The following is a 23013-nucleotide window of genomic DNA, read 5'->3' as shown; positions in this document are numbered from 1 at the left end:
TGGCCCGTCCCGTAGGAGCTCCACGTGTCCCTGCGCGTCGCCATGCTCAGCGTCCACACCTCGCCGCTGCACCAGCCCGGTACCGGGGACGCGGGCGGCATGAACGTCTACATGGTCGAACTCTCCCGCGCCCTCGCCGAACAGGGCGCTGAGGTCGATCTGTTCACCCGCTGCCGTGGCGAGGGCCGCCCGCCCCGGGTGGACCTCGCCCCCGGCGTACGGGTCCGCCATCTGCACGCGGGCCCGCGCGAGGCACTCCCCAAGGAGGCCATGCCCGGCTTGGTGGTGCCGTTCTCGCTGGCGCTGCTCAAGGAGCACCGGCGCTACGACCTGGTCCACTCGCACTACTGGCTCTCCGGGCAGGCCGGCCGGATCGCCGCCACGGGCTGGCGGATACCGCTCGTGCACACCGCCCACACCCTGGCACGGGTGAAGAACGCGGCCCTCGCCGACGGCGACGCCCCCGAGCCCGAGCTGCGGATCCGGGGCGAGCACCAGGTCATCGGCAGCGCCGACCGGCTGATCGCCAACACGGACGACGAGGCGCGGGCGTTGCGGAGGTTGTACGGCGCCGCTCCCCGCCGGACCGAGGTGGTCCGGCCGGGGGTCGATCTGCGCACCTTCGGGGTGGGGGAGGGCCGGGCGGCGGCGCGGGCCCGGCTCGGGCTGCCGGCCGACGCCTTCATCCCCTTGTACGCGGGCCGCATACAGCCGCTGAAGGGCCCCGACGTGCTGGTGGGCGCCATCGCGGAGCTGCTTCGCATGGCTCCCCGTCTGCGCGGGCGACTGCTCGTGCCCGTGGTGGGCGGGCACTCCGGTGCGGGGCAGCCGGGCGGCTGGGGGGAATTGGCGCGGGAGTTGGGCGTCTCGGACGTGCTGCGGCTCTGCCCTCCCGTACCGCAGGCGCGGCTCGCGGACTGGTACCGCGCGGCGGACGTCCTGGTGGTGCCGTCGCGCAGCGAGTCGTTCGGGCTGGTGGCGCTGGAGGCGCAGGCCTGTGGCACTCCGGTCCTGGCGGCGGCGGTCGGGGGTCTGCCGACGGCCGTGTGGGACGGGGTGACGGGGATGCTGGTGCGCGGCCACGACCCGGTGGAGTACGCGCGCCGGCTGCGGTGGTTCGCGGAGCATCCGGAGGCGGGCGTGACCATGGGGGAGGCGGCGGTGCGCCATGCGCGGGGGATGAGCTGGCAGGTGGCGGCGGCGCGGACGCTCGAGGTGTACGGGGACGCGCTGGTGGGGCGGCGTGAGCGTGCGTACGTGAGTGGGGCAGGAGCGGCGGCACGCTCCTGCCCCTCCGGCCCCTCTCTCCTGGAGGAACGAGGGAGCCGGAACTCTAGCCTAGCATCTCTTTTGGTCTAACCAAAGGAATGGTGAAGTGTGGATCTGTGAATTCAGCGTTGTCGCATCCACGCCATGGCGGGTCCACGCATGGAGGAACTCTGGATTCGTTTCGGGGGGCGGGCAAGAATGGAGATGTCTTCGAGGGAAGCCCGGCGGCACGGGCCCCGAGAAGGCGGAATTCACTTTCCAACTTCCTGGAGGAATCATGTCTGCTGTGCGTATCGCCGGAATTCGCAGGACCGCCCGCCAGTTCGCCGCCGCGCTCCTGCTGTGTACCGCGGTCGCGGCGGGTGCGGCGGTGGCCACCGCACCGGACGCGGCCTGGTCTTCCCCGCAGGCGGTCGCCCTCGGCGCCGACAACGACTGGCCCAATGTGACGCCCGCCCCGACGAACTGAGGCATTCGGGAGTCGAATTCGGAGTCACGCGTCGACGACACCCATGAGGGCCCCGGGATCGCGCTGCCACGCGATCCCGGGCCTTCTTGTTTTTCCTGATGGGCTTACTGCTCGATCCCGTATTTCGCAAGAGGACGATGCGTCCCGCAGACGGCGGTGGATCAGTCGATCCAGCCGAGGCGAACAGCGCGTACCCCGGCCTCGAAGCGACTGGACGCGCCCAGCTCCTGCATCAGTTCCGAGAGCATGCGGCTGACCGTCCGGAGCGAGACGCCCAGACTCCGGGCGATCTTCTCGTCCTTCATTCCCGAGGCCAGCATCTGCAGCGCGGCCCGCTGCTGTTCGGACAGTCCGTCTCCGCCCCGATCGGGTGCCACGTCGTCTCCGTACGGGGTGGCGGTGTGCCAGCAGTGTTCGTACAGCGCCAGATAGGACCGCACGAGCGCCGGACCGCGGGCGAGGACCGCGCCTTCGCCGGGGTTGTCGGGCCTGATGGGAAGAATCGCGAACTGCTGGTCGGCGATGATCAGATTCATGGGGATGAAGCCGGCGAGGCGTATCTCCACTCCCACCTCGACGCGCCGCCTGAGGAGTTCGGCCACCTCCGGCGTGGCGGCGTCCTGCCGGCTGTACACGGCGCGCACGCGCACCCCGTTCTCCACCTGGCGGCGGTCCCGGTCCAGCATGCGCTCGGGGATCTGGCGTTTGAGCCCGCCGGGGTGCAGGGAGACCAGGCTGCCCTGGATGACATCGGTGATGTCCTCCAGTACCTGCTGGATGCGCCGGTAGTCGGTGAGCGTCTCGACGTCGACCTCGGAGTGGGCGAGGGATCCGGCGCGCAGGAAGGTTCCGGCCAAGGTCTCCAGAGTGCTGTACGCCCGGTCGGCCTCGGCGAGATGCTCACGCAGCCGCTCGCGCTCCCGCTCCAGGAGCCGCAGCAGCGCGATCTCGGGGTCGATCACGGCGACCGTGTCGGCGTCGGCCTTCCAGCTCACGTCCTGGAGGTCGAAGCGACTCGCGTGGGTGGCCGTCGTCGGCGCGATAAGACCGAGCGAGATCAGTTCGGTGCGACATCGCTCGTACTCCGCGGGCGCGAGACCCAGCTCCGAGCAGACGGCCCCGAAGCTCGACACGCCCCGCTGACGCAGGGCTTGATAGAGGGTCAGCACGAGGTCGGTGGAATCCCTGCCGACGACCTTGCCGCACGTCGTGACCATGGCGAAGTGACCCCCCTCGTCTTCCGAGTCGCCCCGTCTCACCTTGTCACACGGCTGAACGGGTCCCCCTGGTGCCGATCTTGGATGTGACACGCGTCACCTACGCGTCGGGCGTGCCCGCGTCCCCGTCCAGCCAGCCCAGGCGGGCCGCCTTCACTCCCGCCTCGAAGCGGCTCGCCGCCCCCAACTCCTGCATCACCTCGGAGAGCAGGCGGCTCACGGTGCGCAGGGACACCCCGAGGTTGCGGGCGATCTTCTCGTCCTTGATCCCGGAGGCGAGCATGTGCAGGGCGGCCCGCTGCTGCTCGGAGAGCCCGTCACCCCCGCGCGGGGGTGCCTCCTCGTCGCCGTACGGGGTGGCCGCGTGCCAGCAGTACTCGTACAGCGCCAGATAGGACCGGACCAGTGCGGGTCCGCGGGCGAGGATCATGCTGGACGCGGGATCGTCCGGGTCGGTGGGGAGCAGGGCGAAGTTCTCGTCGGCGAGGACGACGTTCATGGGGACGACCGGTGAGAGCCGGATGTCCACGCCCAGGTCCGATCTGGCCCGCAGGTACTGCGCCATCTCCGGGACGGCGCTGCTGCGACGGCTGTACATCGCACGCACCCGGATGCCGCGCTCCAGCTGGCTGCGGTCGTGCTCCAGCGCGAGGTCGGCGTCCTCGCGGCGTGCGGAACCGGTGTGCATCGACTGCCTGCTGTGCCGGACGGTGTCGGTGAGCTCCAGCAGTTCCCGCCGTACGCGGTGGGGGTCGGCGATGATCTCGACCTCGACCTCGGGGCGGGGCGTCGCCCCGGCGCGCAGGAACGGTCCGGCGAGCGTTTCCAGCGCGCTGTGGGCGCGGCTGGTCTCGGCCAACCGCTCCTGCAGCCGGTCCCGTTCACGCTGGAGGAGCTGGATCAGGGCGATGTCCGGGTCGACGACGGCCGGTTCCGTGCCGGCGGCACGGTCGCTCGTGCCGATCAGGCCCAGGGTGATCAGTTCGTCGCGACATCGCTCGCGCTCGTCCGGTGCCAGCCCCAGACCCGCGGCGATCTCGTCGAAGGCGGCGGCCGGCCGCGCGCGCAGTTCGAGGTAGACCGCGAGGGCCTGGTCACTTCCCGTTCGCGTTCCGGTCCCGTATCTGCTCACAGTGCAGCAGACTCCCCTCGGATCCGGCATGGATCCCGTTGAATCGCCCCGCCGAGACCTTGCCATACGAGAGTTCGATACGGCTCCGGTTGAAGCGCACGCGTGACGCAGGTCACATACTTCCAAGTATGGTTTCCGGTCGCCTGTCCGGAACTCGTCAACCGGCCTCAAGGCGACGGCAGTCGGGGCACATACCCTTGAACACGACCTCGGCGCCGTCCATCTGCCAGCCCGTCAGCCCCTTGCGGGGCGCCTTCGGCGCCTCTGCCGCCACGTTCTCCACGCGGCCGCACCGCACGCAGAGCGCGTGCTGATGGGGAGGTCCCGAGATCTCGAACACGGCGGGCAGCCCCGGGCGGTCGAACTTCGTGACCAGGCCCGTTTCCAGGAAGTGGCGCAGCATTTCGTACACGGCCTGGCTGGTGAGGGTGCCGAGTCGCTCGCGCGCGGTCGCGGTGATCGCCTCGACGTCCAGATGGCCGCCCGTCGCCAGTACCTGAAGCACTTCGAGGCGCGGCCCCGTGACGCGCAGGCCCACGTCACGGAGGCGCTGGATCACCGCTTCGCGGCCCGTCGGCTCATCCACGACAGCCATTCCTCCGCCACCATCTGCCCTCTGGTGGGCCACCCGGTTCGATCTGGTCAGCCCAAACTTTTGTGGGCATCGTACCTCTTGGCTTACCAGGATGGACGGGCTCCGGCGCACGGGGTCGGGCCCGGGTGCGGGGCCCGTCCGGTGATCAGTCGTCGGCCCTGCAGACCAGCAGGACACTCTCGGTCCGCTCGTCGATCCGGTGCCGGCGGCGGCCCTCGATGTGCAGGCCCGCCGAGTGCAGCTCGGCCGTCAGCCGTTCCGGATCGATGATCCACTTGTCGGTGGTGAGCACCACCCGCTCGGCGCTGCGCTTGCCGGTGCGGGCCGCGTAGTAGGTGATCCGCTCACTCATGGTCGGCAGATCGAAGTGCTGCCGGGCCACCACCCACTCCTCGACCCCGTCGAACCGGGGCACCGGGAACGCCCAGCTGCGCCGCGGTTCCTCGGCCAGGCCCGGCAACAGGTGCGCCGTGTAGTCGAGGGCGAGCGCGCCGCCGGTCTCCAGATGGGCGGCGATCTCGCGGAGCAGCCCCGGCCGGGCCGGTGGGGGGACGGCCGCCACCATCGTCCCGGCGAGCAGGGCCAGCCGGTAGGTGCGCCGCAGGCGCAGCTCCGCGAGATCGGCGTGGGTGGCGACCACGAGCCCGGCCACCTGCGGTCCGATCCGCCGCGCCCAGGCCCGGAGCCGCTCCAGGCTGGGGGCGTCGCGGTCGACGGCCTCGACGGGGAAGCCGTGCCGGGCGAAGGGTACGGCGAGCCGGCCCGCACCCGAGCCGAGGTCGAGGACCGGGCCGCCGGTGGTCCGCGCCAGGCTCAGATAGCGGACGATGTCCACGCTGTGCGGGCCGAGCAGTGCGTCATGGAGCCAGACCGACTCCGCGTCGACGGGGGAGACCGACTCCAGACCGGGCAGGGGGTCCGGCGTGACGCGCACCCCGGTCCCGGCGGCGGGGGGCGTACCGGCGCCGGCGCCGTATCGGGACGGCAGGACCGGGGCGAGCGCTGCGGGCACGACGGGCAGGGAAGTGCCGCTCGGTGTGTGCATCGCTCCTCCAGAGGCTCGCTCGGTCCGTGCCGTCCGGGCGGGGTCCCGTGCCGCCGGGGCCGCGCCGCTGAGGAAATCGTGTCCTGCGGCGGGCGCTCCGGGCCAGCGAAAAGGGCTGCGTGAACACGCGATGGCGTGGATATGCCAGGGCCTTGGGCGGCTGGAGGAGGCCTGGGGGCGGGCCGGCCCGTCAGAGCGGCCGGGTGAGGCGGGTCGGAGTCAGGGCGGCGAAGGCGTGGTGAGTGAGGAAGGGGAGGGCCGGGTCCCGCTCGACGGGGAGGCTGATGCGCTGGGCGGTCGCGCCGTGCGCCCGCATCCGGTCCGTCACGGCGGCGAGCAGCGCCGTGCCGATGCCCTCCCGGCGGCGGGTGGGGGCCGTGCACAGGGCGTAGATCTCGCCCTCGTCGGAGACCGGGACGCCGCCCGCTGCCACGCCGACGATCCTGCCCTCCGCGTCGGTGGCGACGAGCCAGCCGAGCCAGCCGGGCGCGCCGCCCGGAATTTCAATTTCCGCCCTTATACGGGGGAGCGCGCATTGCGTGGACACCAGGCGGCCGGCGGGGATTTCACCGAGTATTTCGCCGTAGCTGTCCCGAATGCCGTCGGCGAGGAGCCTGGATATCGCCGTGGCGTCGCCGGGAGCTGCCGTTCGCACGTCAGCCAGCCGCATTGATTCGTACCTCTCGCCGTGCCGGTCCTGCGCGCCCACAGGCACACAGTAGCGGGGAATTCGACGCGACGGGCCCGATGCGAAGTCTACGAATTCGCTTAGTAATTCAAGGAGTTGACGCGAGTCGGTCGCTTCTTCCTGGAGATGTCGGGGTGTCGGTATAGCTCAACCAGGTATCGAACAACACGCCACGATCAGCGGTGCGACGGCGCCCGCGGCCGCGCCCACGGTGAACAGGCCGCGCAGCACCGGGTGTCCGGCGGGCGAGGGGGTGAGGATGCGCCGCATCCGAAGGGCCGCCGACGGCCCGCCCGCCGCGAACGCCCTGCGGGGCGCCTGCCCCGCCGCCAGCGCGTACAGCGCCGTGGCCAGCGCGTCCCGTGAACACCGGCGCAGCGCACGGTCGTCGGCGGCCATCTCCAGGAGCAGCGGTACGGCATTTCCTCCGTGCCGGGCCAGTGGCAGCCGGGGGAACACGGTGGCGTACGCCCCGGCCGCCGCGACCAGCAGATGGTGACGGCCCGCGATGTGCGCCCGCTCATGGGCGAGCGCCGCGTCCAACTGGGGTGCTGTCAGCGTGTCCAGAGCCGCCGACGAGACCACGACCCGGCGCGATCGGCCCGGCAGGCAGTAGACGGCGGGCCGGGCGTCCTCCAGGACGGTCGCGCGCAGCCGCGGATCGTACCGGCCCACCAGGCGCAGCAGCCCCGCGTGCCGGGAGCGGGCCCGGCGCGCCCGCAGTACTTCCCGTACGAAACCGGCGACCGGCAGCGCGAGGACCGCGAGGGCGGTGGCCGCGGCCAGGCCCTCGCGACCGGACGGATGCGTCAGCCGGTTCACGGAAGGGAGGCTGAGGGTGAGGATCATGTCGGCGAGGCGATGGCTGCTCCCGCCGGGCAGCAGCAGTTGGGCCGGGAGCATCGCCGCCGAGCAGGCGAAGATCGCGCCGCTCGCCACCCAGACGGCGAGCGCCAGGCGCGGCACCTGCTGGGCCCAGCGGGCCCGGATCAGCATCCAGGGGATCATCATGCCGCTGGCCAGGGCGAGTCCGAGCGGTGGAAGGACGTGGTGGTTCACCGTTCGCCCCCGGGCCGGTCGCCGGCGGGTGCGCCGGGATCGCCCGGCTGGGCGCGGCGGGCGGCGCGCAGGGCGGCGTCCAGCGCCTCGACGTCCTCGTGCGACATGCGCTCCACGAACTGCAGCAGCGCGGCCCTGCGGTCCTGGCTGTCGCCGAGGGCGTCCTGCATCAGGGCCGCGGTGTACTCCTCGCGGCTGCGGACTGTCTCGTACAGCCAGGCGCGGCCGGATTTCTCGCGGCGCAGCCAGCCCTTGCGATGAAGGATGTCGGCCACGGTCATCACGGTGGTGTAGGCGACCCGGCGTCCCAGATTGATGTCGTCGACGATCTCGCGGACGGTGGCGGGCCGTTGCCACAGCCACAACCGGTCCATGATCTCGGCCTCAAGCTCTCCCAGCCGGCGCACGCGCATCCCCTCGGCCCTCGTCCCCTCGGCCTCTCCCCTGCGGGCGGCTCATCGTACGGGCCGCTCACCCGGCATCGATATACCCCCTAGGGGTACGATGGCTCAATGATGACCCTCACGCGGGAACTCCTGCCGGCCACGCGAAACCGCCCGTGCGCGAAGGTCTGCGGACCGGATCTGCCCGGTTCGGCGGAGCTGGTGCTCCTGAGCCGGGTGCTCGGACTCTGCCTCCGTCTGAGCGTCCGGCTCTCCGCGGACTGCCCTTCGCGCGCGGGCGGTTGAGTGGTGCGTGGGGGGTGGCGTCGGCCGTCCGGGTCTACGTCCTGATCAGCCGGGCGATGGCCTTCGACGCCTCGCCGACCTTCACCCGTGCCTGGTCCCCGCCCTGCGCGATGGCCTCCGTGACGCAGCAGCTGAGGTGCTCGTCCAGCAGGGCCACCGCGCAGGACTGGAGCGCGGCGTTGATCGCGGAGACCTGGGTGAGGACGTCGATGCAGTAGACGTCCTCGTCGACCATCCGCTGAACGCCACGGACCTGGCCCTCGATGCGCCTGAGGCGTCTGATGATGTCTTCCTTGTGCTGTACGTAACCGGCCACGGCGGTCTCCCCGAGGTGATGAGGGTCAGTTGTCGGCGGCTCGGAAGCCGCGCAGGCGCAGGCTGTTGCCGACGACGAAGACCGAGGAGAAGGCCATGGCCGCTCCGGCGATCATCGGGTTGAGCAGTCCGGCCGCGGCGAGCGGCAGGGCGGCCACGTTGTAGGCGAAGGCCCAGAAGAGGTTCGAGCGGATGGTGCCGAGCGTCCTGCGGGAGAGCCGGATCGCGTCGGCCGCGGCCCGCAGGTCTCCCCGTACGAGGGTCAGGTCGCCGGCCTCGATCGCGGCGTCCGTGCCGGTGCCCATCGCCAGACCCAGGTCGGCCTGGGCGAGTGCGGCGGCGTCGTTGACGCCGTCGCCGACCATGGCGACGCTGCGCCCCTCGGCCTGGAGCTTCTTGACGACATCGACCTTGTCCTGCGGCATGACCTCGGCGATGACCTCGTCGATGCCCACCTCGGCGGCGACGGACTCGGCGACCGCCCTGTTGTCACCGGTCAGCAGGATCGGCGTCAGGCCGAGGGCGCGCAGCCGCCGGATGGCCTCGGCGCTGGTCTCCTTGACCGCGTCGGCGACCTCCAGGACCGCGCGGGCCTCTCCGTCCCAGGCCACCGCGATGGCGGTCCGGCCGGACCTCTCGGCGTCGTCCTTCGCCGCGCTCAGCGCGGCGGGCAGTTCCATGGCCCACTCGGTCAGCAGCTTCTCGCGGCCCACGAGGACGGCGTGGCCGTCGACGACGCCCTGGACGCCGAGGCCGGGGATGTTGGCGAAGTCCTCTGGGGTGGGCAGCGCCCCGACCCGGGCCGCGGCGCCGGTGGCGACGGCCTGGGCGATGGGGTGCTCGGAGGAGTGCTCCAACGCCCCGGCCAGCCGCAGCACTTCGGTCTCGTCGGTGGAGTCGGCGGTGTGCACCTTGAGCAGGGTCATCCGGCCGGTCGTGACCGTGCCGGTCTTGTCCAGGACGATGGTGTCGACCTTGCGCGTGGTCTCCAGGACCTCGGGGCCCTTGATCAGGATGCCGAGCTGGGCGCCGCGGCCGGTGCCGACCATCAGCGCGGTCGGGGTGGCGAGCCCCAGGGCGCAGGGGCAGGCGATGATCAGGACGGCGACGGCGGCGGTGAACGCGGCCGTCAGGCCGGAGCCGGAGCCGAGCCAGAAGCCGAGCGTGGCGAGTGCCAGGCCGATGACGACCGGCACGAACACGGCGGAGATCTTGTCGGCGAGGCGCTGGGCGGCGGCCTTGCCGTTCTGGGCGTCCTCGACCAGCTTGGCCATCCGGGCCAGCTGGGTGTCGGCGCCGACGCGGGTCGCCTCGACGACCAGCCGGCCACCGGCGTTCAGGGTCGCGCCGGTGACGGTGTCGCCGACGGACACCTCGACCGGCACGGACTCGCCGGTGAGCATGGACGCGTCCACGGCGGAGGAGCCCTCGACGACCGTGCCGTCGGTGGCGATCTTCTCGCCGGGGCGGACCAGGAAGCGATCGCCGACCTGCAGGTCGGCGGTGGGGACGGTGACCTCGCGGTCACCGCGCAGGACGGTGACCTCCTTGGCGCCCAGCTCCAGGAGCGCCTTGAGCGCGGCACCGGCCTTGCGCTTGGAGCGGGCCTCGAAGTACCGGCCGGCGAGGATGAAGGCGGTGACGCCGGCCGCGGCCTCCAGGTAGATGTTCCCGGCGCCGTCGGTGCGGGCGATCGTGAACTCGAAGGGGTGCGTCATGCCGGGCGTACCGGCGGTCCCGAAGAACAGGGCCCACAGCGACCACAGGAACGCGGCGATCGTGCCGACCGAGATCAGGGTGTCCATGGTGGCCGCGCCGTGCCGGGCGTTGGTCCAGGCGGCGCGGTGGAAGGGCCAGGCGGCGTAGGTGACGACCGGGGCGGCCAGGGTGAGCGAGAGCCACTGCCAGTACTCGATCTGGAGCGCCGGGACCATGGCCATCGCGATGACGGGCACGGCGAGCGCGGCGGCCGTGATCAGCCGCTGCCGCAGCGGGCGCAGCTCCTCGTCGGCCTTCTCGTCACCGCCGGCCTCGCCGTCGCCGTCGCTCCCGGTGCGCTCCGGGCGGGGCTCCTGGGCGGTGTAGCCCGTGGCCTCGACGGTCGCGATCAGGTCCTCGACGGAGATGTCGTCGGCGAAGGTGACCCGGGCCTTCTCGGTGGCGTAGTTGACGGTCGCCTCGACGCCGTCCATGCGGTTGAGCTTCTTCTCGATACGGGCCGCGCACGAGGCGCAGGTCATGCCGCCGATGGCGAGTTCGACCTGGGCGGCGCCGGAGGTGGTGGTCGTCATTTCCTGCTCCTCGTTCGGGCGGGAGTGGGGGCCGGGGCCCGGGCTGTACGGGACGGGCCCCGGCGGCCAGGTGGGGCTCGTCCGCCGGTCAGACGCGGCCGGTCAGCTCGTAGCCGGCGTCGTCCACGGCGGCGGCGATCGCGGCGTCGTCGGGCTCGCGACCGGTGGTCACGGTGACCAGGCCGCCGGCCACGTCGACGTCGACGGAGATGACCCCGGCGAGCTCGCTCACCGAGGTGGTGACGGCGGTCTTGCAGTGTCCGCAGGTCATGCCGGACACGCGGTAGGTGGTGGCGGTGCCCTCGGCGACGGCGACGGCGGTCGTGGACGCGTCGGCGCTCGTGTGGCAGCTGCCTTCGGGAGTACAGCAGGACGACATGGGTCCTCCTCGTTGGTAGGGACACGCGGGGGACACGGCCCGTGCGGGCCGGTACCGGACGGATACCCTCGGGGGGTATCTGACTGAGACCATGTATACCCCCCGGCCGTATGGTGCGCAAGTGTCTCCTTCGACTTGACTTGATACCCCCCAGGGGTATGGTGAGGTGCATTGGATCGCTGGACGGGAGAGCAGTCATGAACACCGGAGTGAAGATCACCGCCTTCGCCGCCGCGCTCGCCGCGACCTTCGGGACCGCGTACGGGGTCGGAAAGGGCGTGGGGCCCGTGGACGAACCGAAGGGGCCGGTGCACGCGGACCACGCGGCGGCCGAGCCGGACGCCGGAGGAGGGCACGGCGGACACGACGAGGCGGCCCAGGCGCCGGCGGCCGGCGGGCTCCAGATCTCGGAGGGCGGTTACACGCTCGCCCTGGACACGCCGAAGATCGCGAACCGGGGCGTGCTGACGTTCTCGGTCAAGGACGGCGGCGGCCGCAAGGTCACGGCGTACAAGACGGCGCACGGCAAGGAGCTGCACTTCATCGTCGCCTCGCGGGACCTGACGGTCTTTTCCCACCTCCACCCGGTGCGGGCGGCCGACGGGACCTGGTCGACGCCGGTCGACCTGCCCGCCGCGGGCGCGTACAAGGTGTTCGCCGACTTCACGCCCGCCGCCAAGGGCGCGAAGGCCGTCACGCTCGGCGCGGACCTCTCGGTCCCCGGTGTGTACGCGCCCCAGCCGCTGCCGGCCGCGGCACCGACGGCGACCGTGGACGGCTACCAGGTCGCGCTCGGCGGGACGCTTGACCCGGGGAAGCCGGGCGAGCTGAAGCTCACGGTCAGCAGGGGCGGCAAGCCGGTGACGGACCTGGAGCCGTACCTGGGGGCGTACGGGCACCTCGTCGCCCTGCGCGACGGAGACCTCGCCTATCTGCACGTCCACCCCAACCCGGGCGGCCCCGGCCCGGCCGTCTCCTTCACGGCGACGGCGCCGAGCGCGGGCACGTACCGGCTGTTCCTGGACTTCCAGCACGAGGGGAAGGTGCGGACGGCGGCCTTCACCGTGCACGCGGGCGGGCATGGGGCCGACGCGGCCGGGCAGGGGAGCGGTGCGGGAGGCCACTCGCACGCGTAGGCTGGTCATTGGACTAGACCTGTAGCTTCGGCCCGCGGGCCGGACCCTGTGGCCGATCCTCGGCCGTCTCCATGGAGGAATGGGCTCAATGAGCAACCGTGCAGTGCTGGAGGTGATCGCCCTCGACGCGGAGGACGCGGTCGCGGCCCAGACCGGCGGGGCGGACCGCCTCGAACTGGTCACCGACATGGCGGCCGACGGGCTCACGCCGTCCGTGGAGACCTTCGCGTCGATCCGCGCCGCCGTGGGCATCCCCCTGCGCGTGATGCTCAGACTGGCGGACGGCTTCGCGGCGGGTGACGTCGACGCCCTGGTGGCGGCGACGCGAGCGCTGCGGGCGGCGGGCGCCGACGAGTTCGTCCTCGGCTTCCTGGCGCCGGACGGCTCGCCCGACCTCGTGACGGTCGAGCGTCTGGTCGCCGAACTCGACGGCTGCCGCTGGACGTTCCACCGGGCGATCGACCGCGCCGCCGACCGCGACGCCCTGCGCAAGCAGCTCGCGGACCTGCCGGGCCTGGACACCTACCTCACGGCGGGCTCCCCGCACGGCGTCGAGGACGGCCTGCCCACCCTGGTCGCCGAGGCGGCCCGTCACGACGAACCCGGCTACGAGCCGCAGATCCTGGTGGGCGGCGGCCTGCACCTCCCGCACGTGCCCACGCTCCGGGCGGCCGGCCTCACCGCCTTCCACATCGGTGGCGCGGCCCGCCCGCAGGGCTGGTCGTCCCCGGTGGACCCGGAGGCGGTCCGCACCTGGCGCGAGGCCCTGGACGCCTGAGCCGCCGGGCGCCGGACCGGACACACCGCACCCGCCGCCGCCGGCGCAGGGCCCCCGAGACGGCCGGCCGATCGCCCGGCGTACGGGCGTCTTCACCCTGGACCCGGCCCGGCGGCCCCGGCCCGTCCGAACACGGCCGATCGCCCGGCCGCCCCTGCGTCGGGCCCCGGAGCGGGGCCCGACGCCAACGCCTCCTGCCCCGGCCGCGTACGGCCGGGCCCGGTGCGGACCCTTCGAGTCGGCCGATCGCCCGGCGCCTGGGGTGTTCGCCCCGGACCCCGGACCCCGGCCCCTCCGAACGACCCCCGCCCCGGCCGCGTACGGCCGGGGCGGGGGTGGGGGCGGACCGGGTCAGGTCGTCAGGTGTCGCAGCACCGAGCGGACCGCGTGTTCCACGGCCTCGCGGGACTCCTCCGCGTGGTCCACCGTCTCGAATCCGTGGTGGCCGTTCGGTACGTCGATCACCTCGACCGCGGCCTCGCACTCCTTCGCGGCGGTCAGGAACTCCTCCACCGTCACCGCGATCTCCGCGTGCTCCAGCCCCACCCGGGTCAGCACGACCGGCAGGCCCCCCGCCGTCCTCAGCGCGGCCGCGGGGCGGAACCGCGAGTCCGAGAGGCCCCAGTTCGCCGGCGGAGAGAGGAGCGGGTAGGTCGCGGCCACGCACCGCAGCCACGCCGGGGGCGCCGCGAGCCAGTCCGCCGACAGCGGGCCGCCACCGGAGAAGAACCACAGCGCGACGCGGTCCGGGTCGACCCGCGGATCGGCGCGTACGAGCTCCACCGCCTCGGCGATGAAGTCGGCCGCGCGGCCGTAGTCACCCAGTCCGTGCAGCGGGTGATCCATCGTCACGCCGACCGCCCCCCGGCTCGCCACGTACTGCCCGTAGCCGACGAAGGCCGGCCAGTCCCGGGGTGTCGGCCGCGCCTCGGCCGGCACGGGGCCGCCGTGGACGAAGACCACGGCCGGACGGGGCCCGTCGGCCTCGGGCAGATGGAGGTCGACCCCTCCCACGCGCTCGCGGGGCATGTCCGGCACGTCCAGGACGAAGGGCCGCAAATGCGGGGGCTGTTCGTTCGCGACGGTCAGCCGGTGACCCTCTCCCGCGGCGGCCCGGAGCAGCACGTCGGCCAGTTCACCGGGGACGGAGAGCATCGGCCAGTGCCCGGTGGCGAGTTCGAAGAAGCCCACGCGAGGGTCGGTGAGCCCCTTGAAGCGAGGGTCTCCCATGACCGCCACGGCCTCGACGACGGCGATGCTCGACCCGTTGGCGGTGCACAGGATGCCGGTCGTGGGCACCTCGGCGGCGGCCCCTGACAGCCGCAGCGGCTGGGTGAGCGTGCCCAGCGGCTGGGGTGCGGCGAGACGGACCAGCCGGGCCAGCGCCTCCTCGGAGACGCCGGCCAGGCTGCCCCGGGCCGGCCACTCGTCGGGCGCCGGCGGGGGAACCCGCCAGCCGTCCTCGGCCCCCTGGACGACCCGGTCGCGCACCGCGGGGTCCGGCATCAGGTCGAGTACCGACTCGCCGTCCTGCGGCAGACCCGCGTCGAGGTAGACGATCCGGGCGATCCGGTCCGGGCGCCGGTCGGCGGCGCCGAGCACCGGGTGGATGCCGATGCCATGTCCGACGATCACCACCTCCGGCGCGTCCACATGGTCGATCAGCCGCACCAGATCCTCGATGTGCGTGTCCAGGTCCGTGTCCGGCCCCGCCAGATGGCGGCGGTCACCCATGCCCGTGAGCGTCGCCGGGTGCACCTCGGCTCCCGCCTCCCGCAGCCGCGCGGCCACGTCCCGCCAGATCCAGCCGCCGGTGCAGCCGTCCGACACCAGCACGAACGTCGTCATGATCGCCTCCTCGTATGCCCTGGTCCGCCCGGCCGGCCCCCAGGGCCGTCCGCGCTCTCGCGTACCGTAGGAACTCCCCCTGAGGGAGGTTCAAGTCGTGTTTCCTGACGGCATGTGGAGCATCGGAGAGCTCGCCGAGCACGCGGGCGTCACCATCAAGACCGTCCGCTTCTACTCCGATCGCGGTCTGCTGCCGGAGGCCGCCCGCAGCGCCGGGGGCCACCGCCGGTACGGCCCCGAGGCACTCGACCGGCTCCGCCTGATCCGCTCGCTGCGCACCCTGGACCTGCCGGTCCCGGAGGTGGGCCGGGTCCTCGAGCGGGAGGACGCGCTGGAGGACGTCATCGCGGGGCAACTGCGGGAGCTCGGCTCGCGGCTGGCCGCCCTGCGCTGGCGGGAGGCCGCCCTGCGTCTCCTCCAGGACTGCACCGCCGAGGAACGCGCCGACCGGCTGCGCCTGATCGGCTCCATATCCACCCCTCCCAGCACGGACTCGCTCGCGCGCTTCTGGCGGCGGTGGCTGCCCCCGCGGCTCCCGGCCCGGGTGGCCGCCGCGGTCATCGAAGCGGCGGTTCCGCAGCCGCCCGAGGATCCGACCCCGGCGCAGGTACTGGCCTTCGCCCGGCTGCACGCCCTCACCTCCGGCGGCTGCGGGGGCTCCGACCCCTGCCAGCCCGCGGTGCACCGGCCCGACGAGGGCTACCGTCCGGCCGTGCTCTACGACGGTCTCGGCGAGGCGTACGCGCTGGCGGCGGCGGAGATGCGTGCCGAGCGGGCACCGCGCGCGGGCGAGGCGCTGGACTGCTTCGTCTCCGCCTACGCCCGATCACGCGGCGCGCGGGACACCCCCGCCTTCCGCCACGCGCTCAGCGGCCAGCTCGCGGCGGACCCCCGGATCGACCGCTACTGGCAGCTCACCGCGGAGCTGACCACCCCGTCGTCGGGCGCGCCGGTCCCGACCCCGGGCGCCACCCACGACTGGCTCTGCGCGGCACTGGACATATGAGGCGGGACAGGGGTCACCCCGCCGTTCCCTTCCGCCCCTCCACCCTTTCCAGGCCCTCCGCCAGGACCTCCGCCAGATGCCGTGCCGCGTACCCGCCCAACTGCCCCAGCTGCGTGCGGCAGGAGAAACCGTCCGCCAGGAGTTCCGTGCCCGCCGGGGCCTCGCGGACCGAGGGGAGCAGCTGGTCCTCGGCGCAGGCCACCGAGACGTCGTAGTGACCCCGCTCGAACCCGAAGTCGCCCGCCAGGCCGCAACAGCCGCCGCTCAACTCGCCGAGCAGTCCCGCTCTTTCGCGCAGTCGGCGCTCCGCCTCCACGCCGAGGACGGCGTGCTGGTGGCAGTGGGTCTGGCCCGCGACGGGGCGGTCGACGCGGGGCGGCGTCCACTCCGGGGCGTACTCCTCCAGGGTCTGGGCGAAGGTGCGGACGGACGCCGCGAGGCGGCCGGCGCGGGGGTCGTCGGGCAGGAGGGCCGGGAGGTCCGTCTTCAGGGTCGCCGCGCAGCTCGGTTCCAGGACGGTGACCGGTACGCCCGTGTCCAGGAGCGGCTCCATCGTGTCGAGGGTGCGGGCCATCACCCTTCGGGCGCGGCCGAGTTGGCCGGTGGAGACGTAGGTCAGGCCGCAGCAGACCCGTCCGGGCGGAAGCCGGACACCGAGGCCCGCGGCGCCGAGGACCGTCACGGCCGCACGGCCCACCGAGGGCGAGAGGTACTCGGTGAAGGTGTCCGGCCACAGGACGAGTGAGGCGCCCGGGTGGCCGTTCCGCTTCCACCAGGCGGTGAACGTCTCGCGTGCCAGGCGCGGGATCTCCCTCTCCCGCGCGACCCCGGCCATCCGCTTGCCCAGGGACGCGAGCGCGCCCACGCCCGCCGCCGCGTTCAGGACCCCGGCGAAGGGCGCCGCCGCCCGCAGCCACTGCGGGAGGCGGCCCATCGAGTAGTGGGACGCCGGCCGGCGCCGGCCCGTGTAGTGGTGGTGGAGGAACTCCGCCTTGTAGGTGGCCATGTCGACGCCCACCGGGCAGTCGCTGCGGCAGCCCTTGCAGGCCAGGCAGAGGTCCAGCGCCTCCCGCACCTCCCGCGAGCGCCAGCCGTCCGTGACGATCTCGCCCGCGAGCATCTCGTGCAGCAGCCGTGCCCTGCCCCGGGTCGAGTGCCGTTCCTCGCCCGTCGCGCGGAACGACGGGCACATGACCTGGGCGCTCGGACCTCCGTCCGCCACACGGCATGAGGCGACTCCCACGCACCGGCGTACGGCCGCCGTGAAGTCACCGCCGTCCTCCGGGTAGGCGAAGGCGGTGCCGACGTGTGCGCGGGGCAGCACCTCGAAGCGCAGGTTCTCGTCGAGCCGGTGCGGGCGGGCGAGCATCCCGGGGTTCATCCCGCCCGCCGGGTCCCAGACGTCCTTGGCCCGGGCGAAGAGGCCGACCATCTCCGGCCCGTACATCTTCGGCAGCAGCTCCGCCCGCGCCTGTCCGTCCCCGTGCTCCCCGGAGAGCGATCCGCCGTGGGAGACGACCAGGTCCGCCAGGTCGTACGAGAAGGAGCGGAACCGGCCCACCCCCTCCCGGCTCAGCAGATCGAAGTCGATGCGGACGTGGATGCAGCCGTCGCCGAAGTGGCCGTACGGCGTTCCGCGCAGCCCGTACCGCGCCAACAGCGCCCTGAAGTCGCGCAGATACGGACCCAGTCGGGCCGGCGGCACCGCACAGTCCTCCCAGCCCGGCCACGCTTCGGTGCCGTCGGGCATCCGGGTCGCCGTGCCCGCCGCGGCCTCCCTGATCCGCCAGAGCGCCCGCTGCCCGGCGGGATCGGAGACCACCGTGCCGTCCACGGTGTCGAAGGAGACGGCCCGCACGAGCGCTGCCGCGCGCGCCTTCGCCTCCGCGGGCGTGGAGCCGCCGGTCTCGGCGAACAGCCAGGCGCCGCCGCGCGGCAGGGCGCCCGGGTCGGGGGCCAGGTCCCGCGCCATGCCCTCGACGGTCAGTGGGCGGTGGGGGAGCAGCCCGGGGGCGGCCTGTGCGGCGGCGCTCTCGTCGGCGTACCCGAGGACGGCGAGGGCGCGGGCGGGCGGTGCTTCGACGAGGCGGACGACGGCCTCGGTGACGACGCCCCAGGTGCCTTCGCTGCCGCAGAAGGCGCGGGCGAGGTCGGGGCCGTGCTCGGGGAGGAGCGCGTCGAGGGCGTACCCGGAGATCCGGCGGGGCAGACCGGCGGGGAAGCCGGTGCGCAGCAGCGCGAGATGGGAGTCCACCAGCTCGCGCAGACCGTCGGGAGCGCCCGCCCAGCCCTGTCCGAGCCGATGCGCCTCACCGCCGTAGGTGTACACCGTCAGCGCGGCGATGTTGTCGGCGGTCGTCCCCCAGGCCACGGAGTGGGCGCCGCAGGCGTTGTTGCCGATCATGCCGCCGAGGGTGCAGCGGCTGTGGGTGGACGGGTCGGGGCCGAAGGTGAGGCCGTGCGGAAGGGCCGCCGCGCGCAGCGTGTCGAGGACGACACCGGGCTGGACGACCGCCGTGCGCGACTCCGGGTCCAGCTCAAGAACGGACGTCAGGTGGCGGGTGAGGTCGAGGACGACGCCGGTGCCGGTGGCCTGACCGGCGATGGAGGTGCCGCCGCCGCGCGGGACGACGGGGACGCCGTGGTCGCGGCAGACGGCCAGCGCCGCGGCCACGTCGTTCGCGTCGCGCGGGGCGACGACGCCGAGGGGCACGCGCCGGTAGTTGGAGGCGTCCATGGTCACCAGGGCCCGCGCGGCGGCGCCGAAGTCCACTTCGCCGCGCACAGCGGCCCTCAGTGCTCGCTCGACCCCGCGCTGTTCAGCCATGGGGCCAGGATGCCAACGTGCCGGGTGGGGCGGCTCGCGGACGGCCTGACGCACCGTCCGTGTCGTGTTCTCGCCTGTCGAAAAAGGCCACAAGGCCTTCCCAAACTGATCGTCAACTCTCCTATAGTGACCACGAATTGATCGGGAATCGACGGCTCGGCTGATACTTCACCCCCGACTCCACTCCAGAGGACGGACGATTTGCGCCCCTTGCTCCGGCCGGTCTGGCCGGTCCTGCTGATCACGGCGGCCGTCACCGCCCTCCTCTGCGCGGGCGCGGTGTCCCTCGCGCCCGGCGGCGCCGCGCGGACCGCCCTCACCTGGGGTCTCGGGGCCGCCGCCGTGCTCCTGACGGCCGCCGCGACCACCACCGCGTACGTTCTGGAGAGCGCCCGACGGCTGCGCCGGCACAACGCCGCGCTGCTCTCTCAGGCCCAGTACGCCACGGCCGAGACCGCCCGCGCGACCGCCGAGATCGCCCGCGCCGCCGAGGCCGCGTCCCTCGCCACCGCCGAGGCCAGGGCGAACGCCGCCCAGGCCGTCGCCGAAGCCCGCGCCGAAGGGGCCCGCGCCGCCGCCGAGGCGAAGGCCGCGGCCGCCGTGGCGATCGAGGAGGCCCGCGCCGAGACCGCCGGGGCCGCCGCGCAGGCCGCCCGCGCCGAGTCACTGCGCGCCGCCGCCGTCGCCGCCTGCGCCAACGCGGCCGGCCGGATGCAGGCCCTCGCCACCAGCATGCTCGCCGACCTCCGCGACATGGAGCACCGGCACAGCGACGAGGACGTGCTCACCGACCTCCTCCACCTCGACCACCGCACGGCCCAGGCTGGCCGCCTCGCCGACTCCCTCGCCGTCCTGACCGGGGCCCGGTCGGGCCGGCGCTGGGCGAAGCCGATCGTCATGGAGTCGATCCTGCGCGGCGCCATGGGTCGCGTCAGCGGCTACCAGCGCGTCCGGCTCCACTCCACCAGCGAGGTCGCCATCGCCGGCCACGCGGCCGAGGGCGTCATGCACGCCCTCGCCGAACTCCTCGACAACGCGGCGAACTTCTCGCCGCCCACCGCCGAAGTGCACGTGTACGTCGAAGAGGTCCCGGCGGGCGTCGTCATCACCATCGAGGACAGCGGTCTCGTCATGAGCGAGATGCAACTGCGCCGCGCCGAACGGGCCGTCGGCGCCGGGCCGTCGGAGCTCACCGGCCTCTCCGGCACTCGCCTGGGACTCGCGGTCGTGGGCCGGCTCGCCCACAAGCACGGACTGACCGTCTCCTTCCGGCCGTCGGCGCGCGGCGGCACGGGCGCCCTGGTCATGCTCCCCCAGGAGCTGATCTCGCGCACACCACGGGCGCTCACGGAACGGGAGGCCGTCCGCACCCCGGACGCCGCGCCGGAGCCCGGGACCCACGAGCGCGCTTCCGAAGCCCCCGCCCCGGCGGAGACCGTCGAACTGGGCGAGAGCGGTCTGCCCAAGCGCCGCCGCGGCCGCACCCTCGCCGCCGCCCACCCCGCCGAGGACCCGGACGCCGGCTCCCGCACCGGCGCCGTACGGACATCCGGGGCCGCGCCCGTCGACGCGCAGGACGCGAAGGCCCGCGCGGCCCGTTTCAGCAGCTTCCGCCAAGCGGTACGGAACATCCCCACGGAAGGCACCTCCCCCCGATGAGCAGCACCAGCGGCACCACCACCGACGACACGCTCCACTGGCTGCTGGAGAGCCTTCTCCAGCGCACCCCCGGCGCCCGCCACGCGCTCGTCCTCTCCCGGGACGGCCTCAAGCTGTGCCGTACGCCGGAGCTCTCCGTCGACCAGGCCGACCAGCTGGCCGCGATCTCCGCCGGCATCCAGAGCCTCTCGCACGGCGCGTCCGTGGAGTTCGGCGACGGCACCGGCGGCGTACGGTCCGCGATGGCCGAGTTCTACGGCGGCATCCTGCTCATCGTCGAGGCCGGGGACGGCGCCCACCTCGCGGTCGTCGCCGACGAGGACTCCGACGTCGGCCTGGTCGGCCACAACATGAGCGAACTCGTCGAGCAGCTCGGCGAGCACCTCAGCGCCGAGCCCCGTACGCCGTGAGCGGCTTGCCCAAGGGCCCCCAAGGCCCCCGGGACGAGTCCCCCGACCGGCTCTACACCCTGACCGGCGGGCGCACCCGCTCGGGCCCGGACACCCCGTTCGACCTGGTGACCCTGGTGGTCGCCGAGTCGGAGCCGGTGCCCGGAATGCAGTCCGAGCACGCGGCGATCCTGAGGATGTGCGGCCGCCCCACCGCGGTCGTGGAGATCGCCGCCGAACTGGCCCTGCCGGTCGGCATCGTGCGCGTCCTGCTGTCCGACCTGCTCGGTACGGGCCGGATCAGCGCCCGTCATCCCCGGACCGCCCGCACGGGCCACCACCTCCCCGACCCCGACATCCTGGAGCAGGTGCTCGTTGGACTCCGCAACCTCTGACATCGCTGACACCGCACGGCCGCCACTGCGCACCACCGCGGACAACGGCCTCAAGATCGTCGTCGTCGGCGGATTCGGCGTCGGCAAGACCACCCTCGTCCGCTCGGTCAGCGAGATCCGGCCGCTGAACACCGAGGAGACGATGACCCGGGCCGGCGAGACGGTCGACGACATCGCCCATGTGGGCGCCAAGTCCGCCACCACCGTCGCCTTCGACTTCGGGCGGATCACCCTGGACGCGCACAACGTCCTGTACCTCTTCGGCGCCCCCGGGCAGGAGCGCTTCTGGTTCCTGTGGGACCGGCTGTTCTCCGGCACCCTCGGCGCGGTCGTCCTCGTCGACACCCGCCGCCTCGCGGACTCCTGGTACGCGATCGACCGCCTCGAACACCACGGCACCCCGTTCATCGTCGCCTGCAACGACTTCGGCGGCCCGGTCCACACCGAGCAGCAGATCCGTGAGGCGCTCGACCTCGCCGCCGACGTCCCGCTCGTCGAGTGCGACGCCCGGGACCGGTCCTCCAGCAAGTACGTCCTGATCACCCTCGTCGAGCATCTGCGCACGCTCTCCGCCCCCGCCCGGGAGACCCGATGACCACCGCCGCCCCCGTCCCGCTGTCCGGGTCGCGTTTCCAGAGCGACCCCGCCGGGCTCTACCGGGAGATGCGCCGCGACCACGGAGCCGTCGCCCCGGTCGTCCTCGACGGGGACGTACCGGCGTGGCTGGTCCTCGACTACCGCGAGCTGCACCAGGTCACCAGCGACCCGGTCCTCTTCAGCCGGGACTCCGACCTGTGGAACCAGTGGGAGCGCATCCCCGAGGACTGGCCCCTGCTGCCGATGATCGGCCGGAAGCAGGCGTCGGTCCTGTACACGGTCGGCGAACGCCACCGGCAGCGCGCGGCCATGATCGGGCACGCGCTCGAAGCCGTCGACCCCTTCGAACTGCGCCGCCACGCCGAGGCGTTCGCGGACGCGCTCATCGACGACTTCTGCGCCAGGGGCGAGACCGAGATCATCGCCCAGTACGCCATGCTGCTGCCGGTGCGCGTCCTGGCGAGGATCTACGGCTTCCCCGACGACAAGGGCCCCGGTCTGGTCACGGCGATGAACCGGATGATCGACGGCCGGGAGGACGCGCTGGCCGGCCAGAAGCACCTCGCGGAGTCGATGTACGCGCTCCTCGCGGCCAAGCAGGCCGAGCCCGGCCCCGACGTCGTCTCCCGGATGCTCGCCGACACCTCCGGCTTCGGCGTCGAGGAGATCGCCCAGGACCTGATGGTGATGATGGCCGCCGGCCACCAGCCGACCGCCGACTGGATCGGCAACTCGCTGCGGCTGATGCTCACGGACGACCGGTTCGCCGCCTCGCTCACCGGCGGCCGGCACAGCGTCGGCGAGGCCATGAACGAGGTGCTGTGGGCCGACACCCCCACGCAGAACGTCGCCGGGCGCTGGGCCGCGCGCGACACCCGGCTCGGCGGACAGCACATCAGGGCCGGTGATCTGCTGCTGCTCGGCATCGGCGCCGCCAACGCCGACCCGCAGGTGCACATCGACAACTCGGCCCTCACCGGCGGCAACAGCGCCTTCTTCTCCTTCGGGCACGGCGAACACCGCTGCCCCTTCCCCGCCCAGGAGATCGCCGAGGTCATCGCCCGGACCGGCATCGAGGTGCTGCTCGACCGGCTGCCCGACGTCGACCTCGCCGTACCGGCCGGGTCCCTGACCCGCCGCTCGTCGCCGTGGCTGCGCGGCCTGACGGAACTGCCCGTGCGATTCACGCCCGTCGCCGCGCGCTGAGACACCGCCCCGCCCCGCCGGGCC

23 protein-coding genes are annotated in these 23013 nt (G+C 73.2%); 11 read left to right on the top strand and 12 right to left on the bottom strand.

Annotation, left to right across the window (positions count from 1 at the left end; translation table 11 throughout):
• Positions 1-42: 42 nt before the first annotated feature.
• Complete coding sequence (gene mshA, locus ACZ7J0_RS21730) at positions 43-1359, top strand: D-inositol-3-phosphate glycosyltransferase (protein ID WP_470889765.1); 1317 nt, start codon at positions 43-45, stop codon at positions 1357-1359.
• 187 nt (positions 1360-1546) lie between these two features.
• Complete coding sequence (locus ACZ7J0_RS21725; protein ID WP_470889704.1) at positions 1547-1738, top strand: hypothetical protein; 192 nt, start codon at positions 1547-1549, stop codon at positions 1736-1738.
• A 161-nt stretch (positions 1739-1899) separates the two neighbouring features.
• Here the strand turns inward: ACZ7J0_RS21725 and ACZ7J0_RS21720 are convergent, their stop codons facing one another.
• From ACZ7J0_RS21720 to ACZ7J0_RS21690, 7 genes are all read right to left on the bottom strand, one after another.
• Complete coding sequence (locus ACZ7J0_RS21720; RefSeq protein ID WP_470889702.1) at positions 1900-2955, bottom strand: helix-turn-helix transcriptional regulator; 1056 nt, start codon at positions 2953-2955, stop codon at positions 1900-1902.
• Between the two features lie 100 nt (positions 2956-3055).
• Complete coding sequence (locus ACZ7J0_RS21715) at positions 3056-4087, bottom strand: LuxR C-terminal-related transcriptional regulator (protein WP_470889699.1); 1032 nt, start codon at positions 4085-4087, stop codon at positions 3056-3058.
• A gap of 157 nt (positions 4088-4244) precedes the next feature.
• On the bottom strand, positions 4245-4673 hold the full coding sequence (locus ACZ7J0_RS21710; RefSeq protein WP_470889696.1) for a Fur family transcriptional regulator: 429 nt from the start codon (positions 4671-4673) through the stop codon (positions 4245-4247).
• Between the two features lie 154 nt (positions 4674-4827).
• On the bottom strand, positions 4828-5727 hold the full coding sequence (locus ACZ7J0_RS21705; protein WP_470889695.1) for a class I SAM-dependent methyltransferase: 900 nt from the start codon (positions 5725-5727) through the stop codon (positions 4828-4830).
• A 190-nt stretch (positions 5728-5917) separates the two neighbouring features.
• Positions 5918-6397: a GNAT family N-acetyltransferase gene (locus ACZ7J0_RS21700; RefSeq protein WP_470889693.1), complete on the bottom strand. Its 480-nt coding sequence runs from the start codon at positions 6395-6397 to the stop codon at positions 5918-5920.
• Positions 6398-6562: 165 nt separating this feature from the next.
• Positions 6563-7474 (bottom strand): M56 family metallopeptidase, encoded by a 912-nt coding sequence (locus tag ACZ7J0_RS21695; RefSeq protein ID WP_470889691.1) that lies wholly within the window; start codon positions 7472-7474, stop codon positions 6563-6565.
• Positions 7471-7881, bottom strand: a complete 411-nt coding sequence (locus ACZ7J0_RS21690) for a BlaI/MecI/CopY family transcriptional regulator (RefSeq protein WP_470889689.1) — start codon at positions 7879-7881, stop codon at positions 7471-7473. The genes ACZ7J0_RS21695 and ACZ7J0_RS21690 overlap by 4 nt, the downstream gene beginning before the upstream one ends.
• A gap of 105 nt (positions 7882-7986) precedes the next feature.
• Between ACZ7J0_RS21690 and ACZ7J0_RS21685 the strand changes: the two genes are divergently transcribed.
• Entirely contained in the window at positions 7987-8163 is a 177-nt protein-coding gene (locus ACZ7J0_RS21685; protein WP_470889687.1) for a hypothetical protein, read from the top strand.
• A gap of 34 nt (positions 8164-8197) precedes the next feature.
• Here ACZ7J0_RS21685 and ACZ7J0_RS21680 read toward each other — a convergent pair whose 3' ends face one another.
• From ACZ7J0_RS21680 to ACZ7J0_RS21670, 3 genes are all read right to left on the bottom strand, one after another.
• Positions 8198-8479, bottom strand: a complete 282-nt coding sequence (locus ACZ7J0_RS21680; RefSeq protein ID WP_468711962.1) for a metal-sensitive transcriptional regulator — start codon at positions 8477-8479, stop codon at positions 8198-8200.
• Between the two features lie 25 nt (positions 8480-8504).
• Positions 8505-10769, bottom strand: coding sequence for a heavy metal translocating P-type ATPase (locus ACZ7J0_RS21675; protein ID WP_470889685.1), 2265 nt, complete (start codon positions 10767-10769; stop codon positions 8505-8507).
• An 88-nt stretch (positions 10770-10857) separates the two neighbouring features.
• Complete coding sequence (locus tag ACZ7J0_RS21670) at positions 10858-11148, bottom strand: cation transporter (protein ID WP_470889683.1); 291 nt, start codon at positions 11146-11148, stop codon at positions 10858-10860.
• A 197-nt stretch (positions 11149-11345) separates the two neighbouring features.
• Between ACZ7J0_RS21670 and ACZ7J0_RS21665 the strand changes: the two genes are divergently transcribed.
• Both ACZ7J0_RS21665 and ACZ7J0_RS21660 read left to right on the top strand, forming a co-directional pair.
• On the top strand, positions 11346-12284 hold the full coding sequence (locus ACZ7J0_RS21665; protein ID WP_470889681.1) for a hypothetical protein: 939 nt from the start codon (positions 11346-11348) through the stop codon (positions 12282-12284).
• A gap of 88 nt (positions 12285-12372) precedes the next feature.
• Positions 12373-13062, top strand: a complete 690-nt coding sequence (locus tag ACZ7J0_RS21660) for a copper homeostasis protein CutC (RefSeq protein ID WP_470889679.1) — start codon at positions 12373-12375, stop codon at positions 13060-13062.
• Between the two features lie 351 nt (positions 13063-13413).
• Here ACZ7J0_RS21660 and ACZ7J0_RS21655 read toward each other — a convergent pair whose 3' ends face one another.
• Complete coding sequence (locus ACZ7J0_RS21655) at positions 13414-14910, bottom strand: alpha/beta hydrolase (protein ID WP_470889677.1); 1497 nt, start codon at positions 14908-14910, stop codon at positions 13414-13416.
• 112 nt (positions 14911-15022) lie between these two features.
• On the opposite strand from ACZ7J0_RS21655, the gene ACZ7J0_RS21650 reads away from it, so the two are divergent.
• Positions 15023-15916, top strand: coding sequence for a helix-turn-helix domain-containing protein (locus ACZ7J0_RS21650; protein WP_470889674.1), 894 nt, complete (start codon positions 15023-15025; stop codon positions 15914-15916).
• 13 nt (positions 15917-15929) lie between these two features.
• Here ACZ7J0_RS21650 and ACZ7J0_RS21645 read toward each other — a convergent pair whose 3' ends face one another.
• On the bottom strand, positions 15930-18743 hold the full coding sequence (locus tag ACZ7J0_RS21645; RefSeq protein ID WP_470889672.1) for an FAD-binding and (Fe-S)-binding domain-containing protein: 2814 nt from the start codon (positions 18741-18743) through the stop codon (positions 15930-15932).
• Between the two features lie 201 nt (positions 18744-18944).
• Between ACZ7J0_RS21645 and ACZ7J0_RS21640 the strand changes: the two genes are divergently transcribed.
• Genes ACZ7J0_RS21640 through ACZ7J0_RS21620 form a run of 5 tightly spaced genes read left to right on the top strand, consistent with a single transcriptional unit; the run spans position 18945 to position 22989 of the window.
• Positions 18945-20402, top strand: coding sequence for a sensor histidine kinase (locus tag ACZ7J0_RS21640; RefSeq protein WP_470889670.1), 1458 nt, complete (start codon positions 18945-18947; stop codon positions 20400-20402).
• Complete coding sequence (locus ACZ7J0_RS21635; RefSeq protein WP_470889668.1) at positions 20399-20812, top strand: roadblock/LC7 domain-containing protein; 414 nt, start codon at positions 20399-20401, stop codon at positions 20810-20812. Before ACZ7J0_RS21640 ends, ACZ7J0_RS21635 begins: the two co-directional genes overlap by 4 nt.
• A 5-nt stretch (positions 20813-20817) precedes the next feature.
• Positions 20818-21186 carry a DUF742 domain-containing protein gene (locus ACZ7J0_RS21630; RefSeq protein ID WP_470889763.1) on the top strand — a complete coding sequence of 123 codons (369 nt, stop codon included), beginning with the start codon at positions 20818-20820 and terminating at the stop codon, positions 21184-21186.
• Positions 21167-21781: a GTP-binding protein gene (locus ACZ7J0_RS21625; protein WP_470889666.1), complete on the top strand. Its 615-nt coding sequence runs from the start codon at positions 21167-21169 to the stop codon at positions 21779-21781. The genes ACZ7J0_RS21630 and ACZ7J0_RS21625 overlap by 20 nt, the downstream gene beginning before the upstream one ends.
• A complete protein-coding gene (locus tag ACZ7J0_RS21620) occupies positions 21778-22989 on the top strand; it encodes a cytochrome P450 (RefSeq protein WP_470889664.1) in 1212 nt (403 codons plus the stop codon). Before ACZ7J0_RS21625 ends, ACZ7J0_RS21620 begins: the two co-directional genes overlap by 4 nt.
• The last annotated feature ends 24 nt before the right edge of the window (positions 22990-23013 follow it).

Source organism: Streptomyces sp. NPDC038280 (assembly GCF_055600045.1).
This window is presented reverse-complemented; position numbering and strand designations above follow the sequence as displayed.

Excerpts from the sequence above, each read along its gene's own strand:
- mshA (WP_470889765.1), top strand. The coding sequence starts at position 43 with ATGCTCAGCGTCCACACCTCGCCGCTGCACCAGCCCGGTACCGGGGAC.
- ACZ7J0_RS21725 (WP_470889704.1), top strand. The coding sequence starts at position 1,547 with ATGTCTGCTGTGCGTATCGCCGGAATTCGCAGGACCGCCCGCCAGTTC.
- ACZ7J0_RS21720 (WP_470889702.1), bottom strand. The coding sequence starts at position 2,955 with ATGGTCACGACGTGCGGCAAGGTCGTCGGCAGGGATTCCACCGACCTC.
- ACZ7J0_RS21705 (WP_470889695.1), bottom strand. The coding sequence starts at position 5,727 with ATGCACACACCGAGCGGCACTTCCCTGCCCGTCGTGCCCGCAGCGCTC.
- ACZ7J0_RS21700 (WP_470889693.1), bottom strand. The coding sequence starts at position 6,397 with ATGCGGCTGGCTGACGTGCGAACGGCAGCTCCCGGCGACGCCACGGCG.
- ACZ7J0_RS21685 (WP_470889687.1), top strand. The coding sequence starts at position 7,987 with ATGATGACCCTCACGCGGGAACTCCTGCCGGCCACGCGAAACCGCCCG.
- ACZ7J0_RS21675 (WP_470889685.1), bottom strand. The coding sequence starts at position 10,769 with ATGACGACCACCACCTCCGGCGCCGCCCAGGTCGAACTCGCCATCGGC.
- ACZ7J0_RS21670 (WP_470889683.1), bottom strand. The coding sequence starts at position 11,148 with ATGTCGTCCTGCTGTACTCCCGAAGGCAGCTGCCACACGAGCGCCGAC.
- ACZ7J0_RS21665 (WP_470889681.1), top strand. The coding sequence starts at position 11,346 with ATGAACACCGGAGTGAAGATCACCGCCTTCGCCGCCGCGCTCGCCGCG.
- ACZ7J0_RS21660 (WP_470889679.1), top strand. The coding sequence starts at position 12,373 with ATGAGCAACCGTGCAGTGCTGGAGGTGATCGCCCTCGACGCGGAGGAC.
- ACZ7J0_RS21655 (WP_470889677.1), bottom strand. The coding sequence starts at position 14,910 with ATGACGACGTTCGTGCTGGTGTCGGACGGCTGCACCGGCGGCTGGATC.
- ACZ7J0_RS21650 (WP_470889674.1), top strand. The coding sequence starts at position 15,023 with ATGTGGAGCATCGGAGAGCTCGCCGAGCACGCGGGCGTCACCATCAAG.
- ACZ7J0_RS21645 (WP_470889672.1), bottom strand. The coding sequence starts at position 18,743 with ATGGCTGAACAGCGCGGGGTCGAGCGAGCACTGAGGGCCGCTGTGCGC.
- ACZ7J0_RS21635 (WP_470889668.1), top strand. The coding sequence starts at position 20,399 with ATGAGCAGCACCAGCGGCACCACCACCGACGACACGCTCCACTGGCTG.
- ACZ7J0_RS21620 (WP_470889664.1), top strand. The coding sequence starts at position 21,778 with ATGACCACCGCCGCCCCCGTCCCGCTGTCCGGGTCGCGTTTCCAGAGC.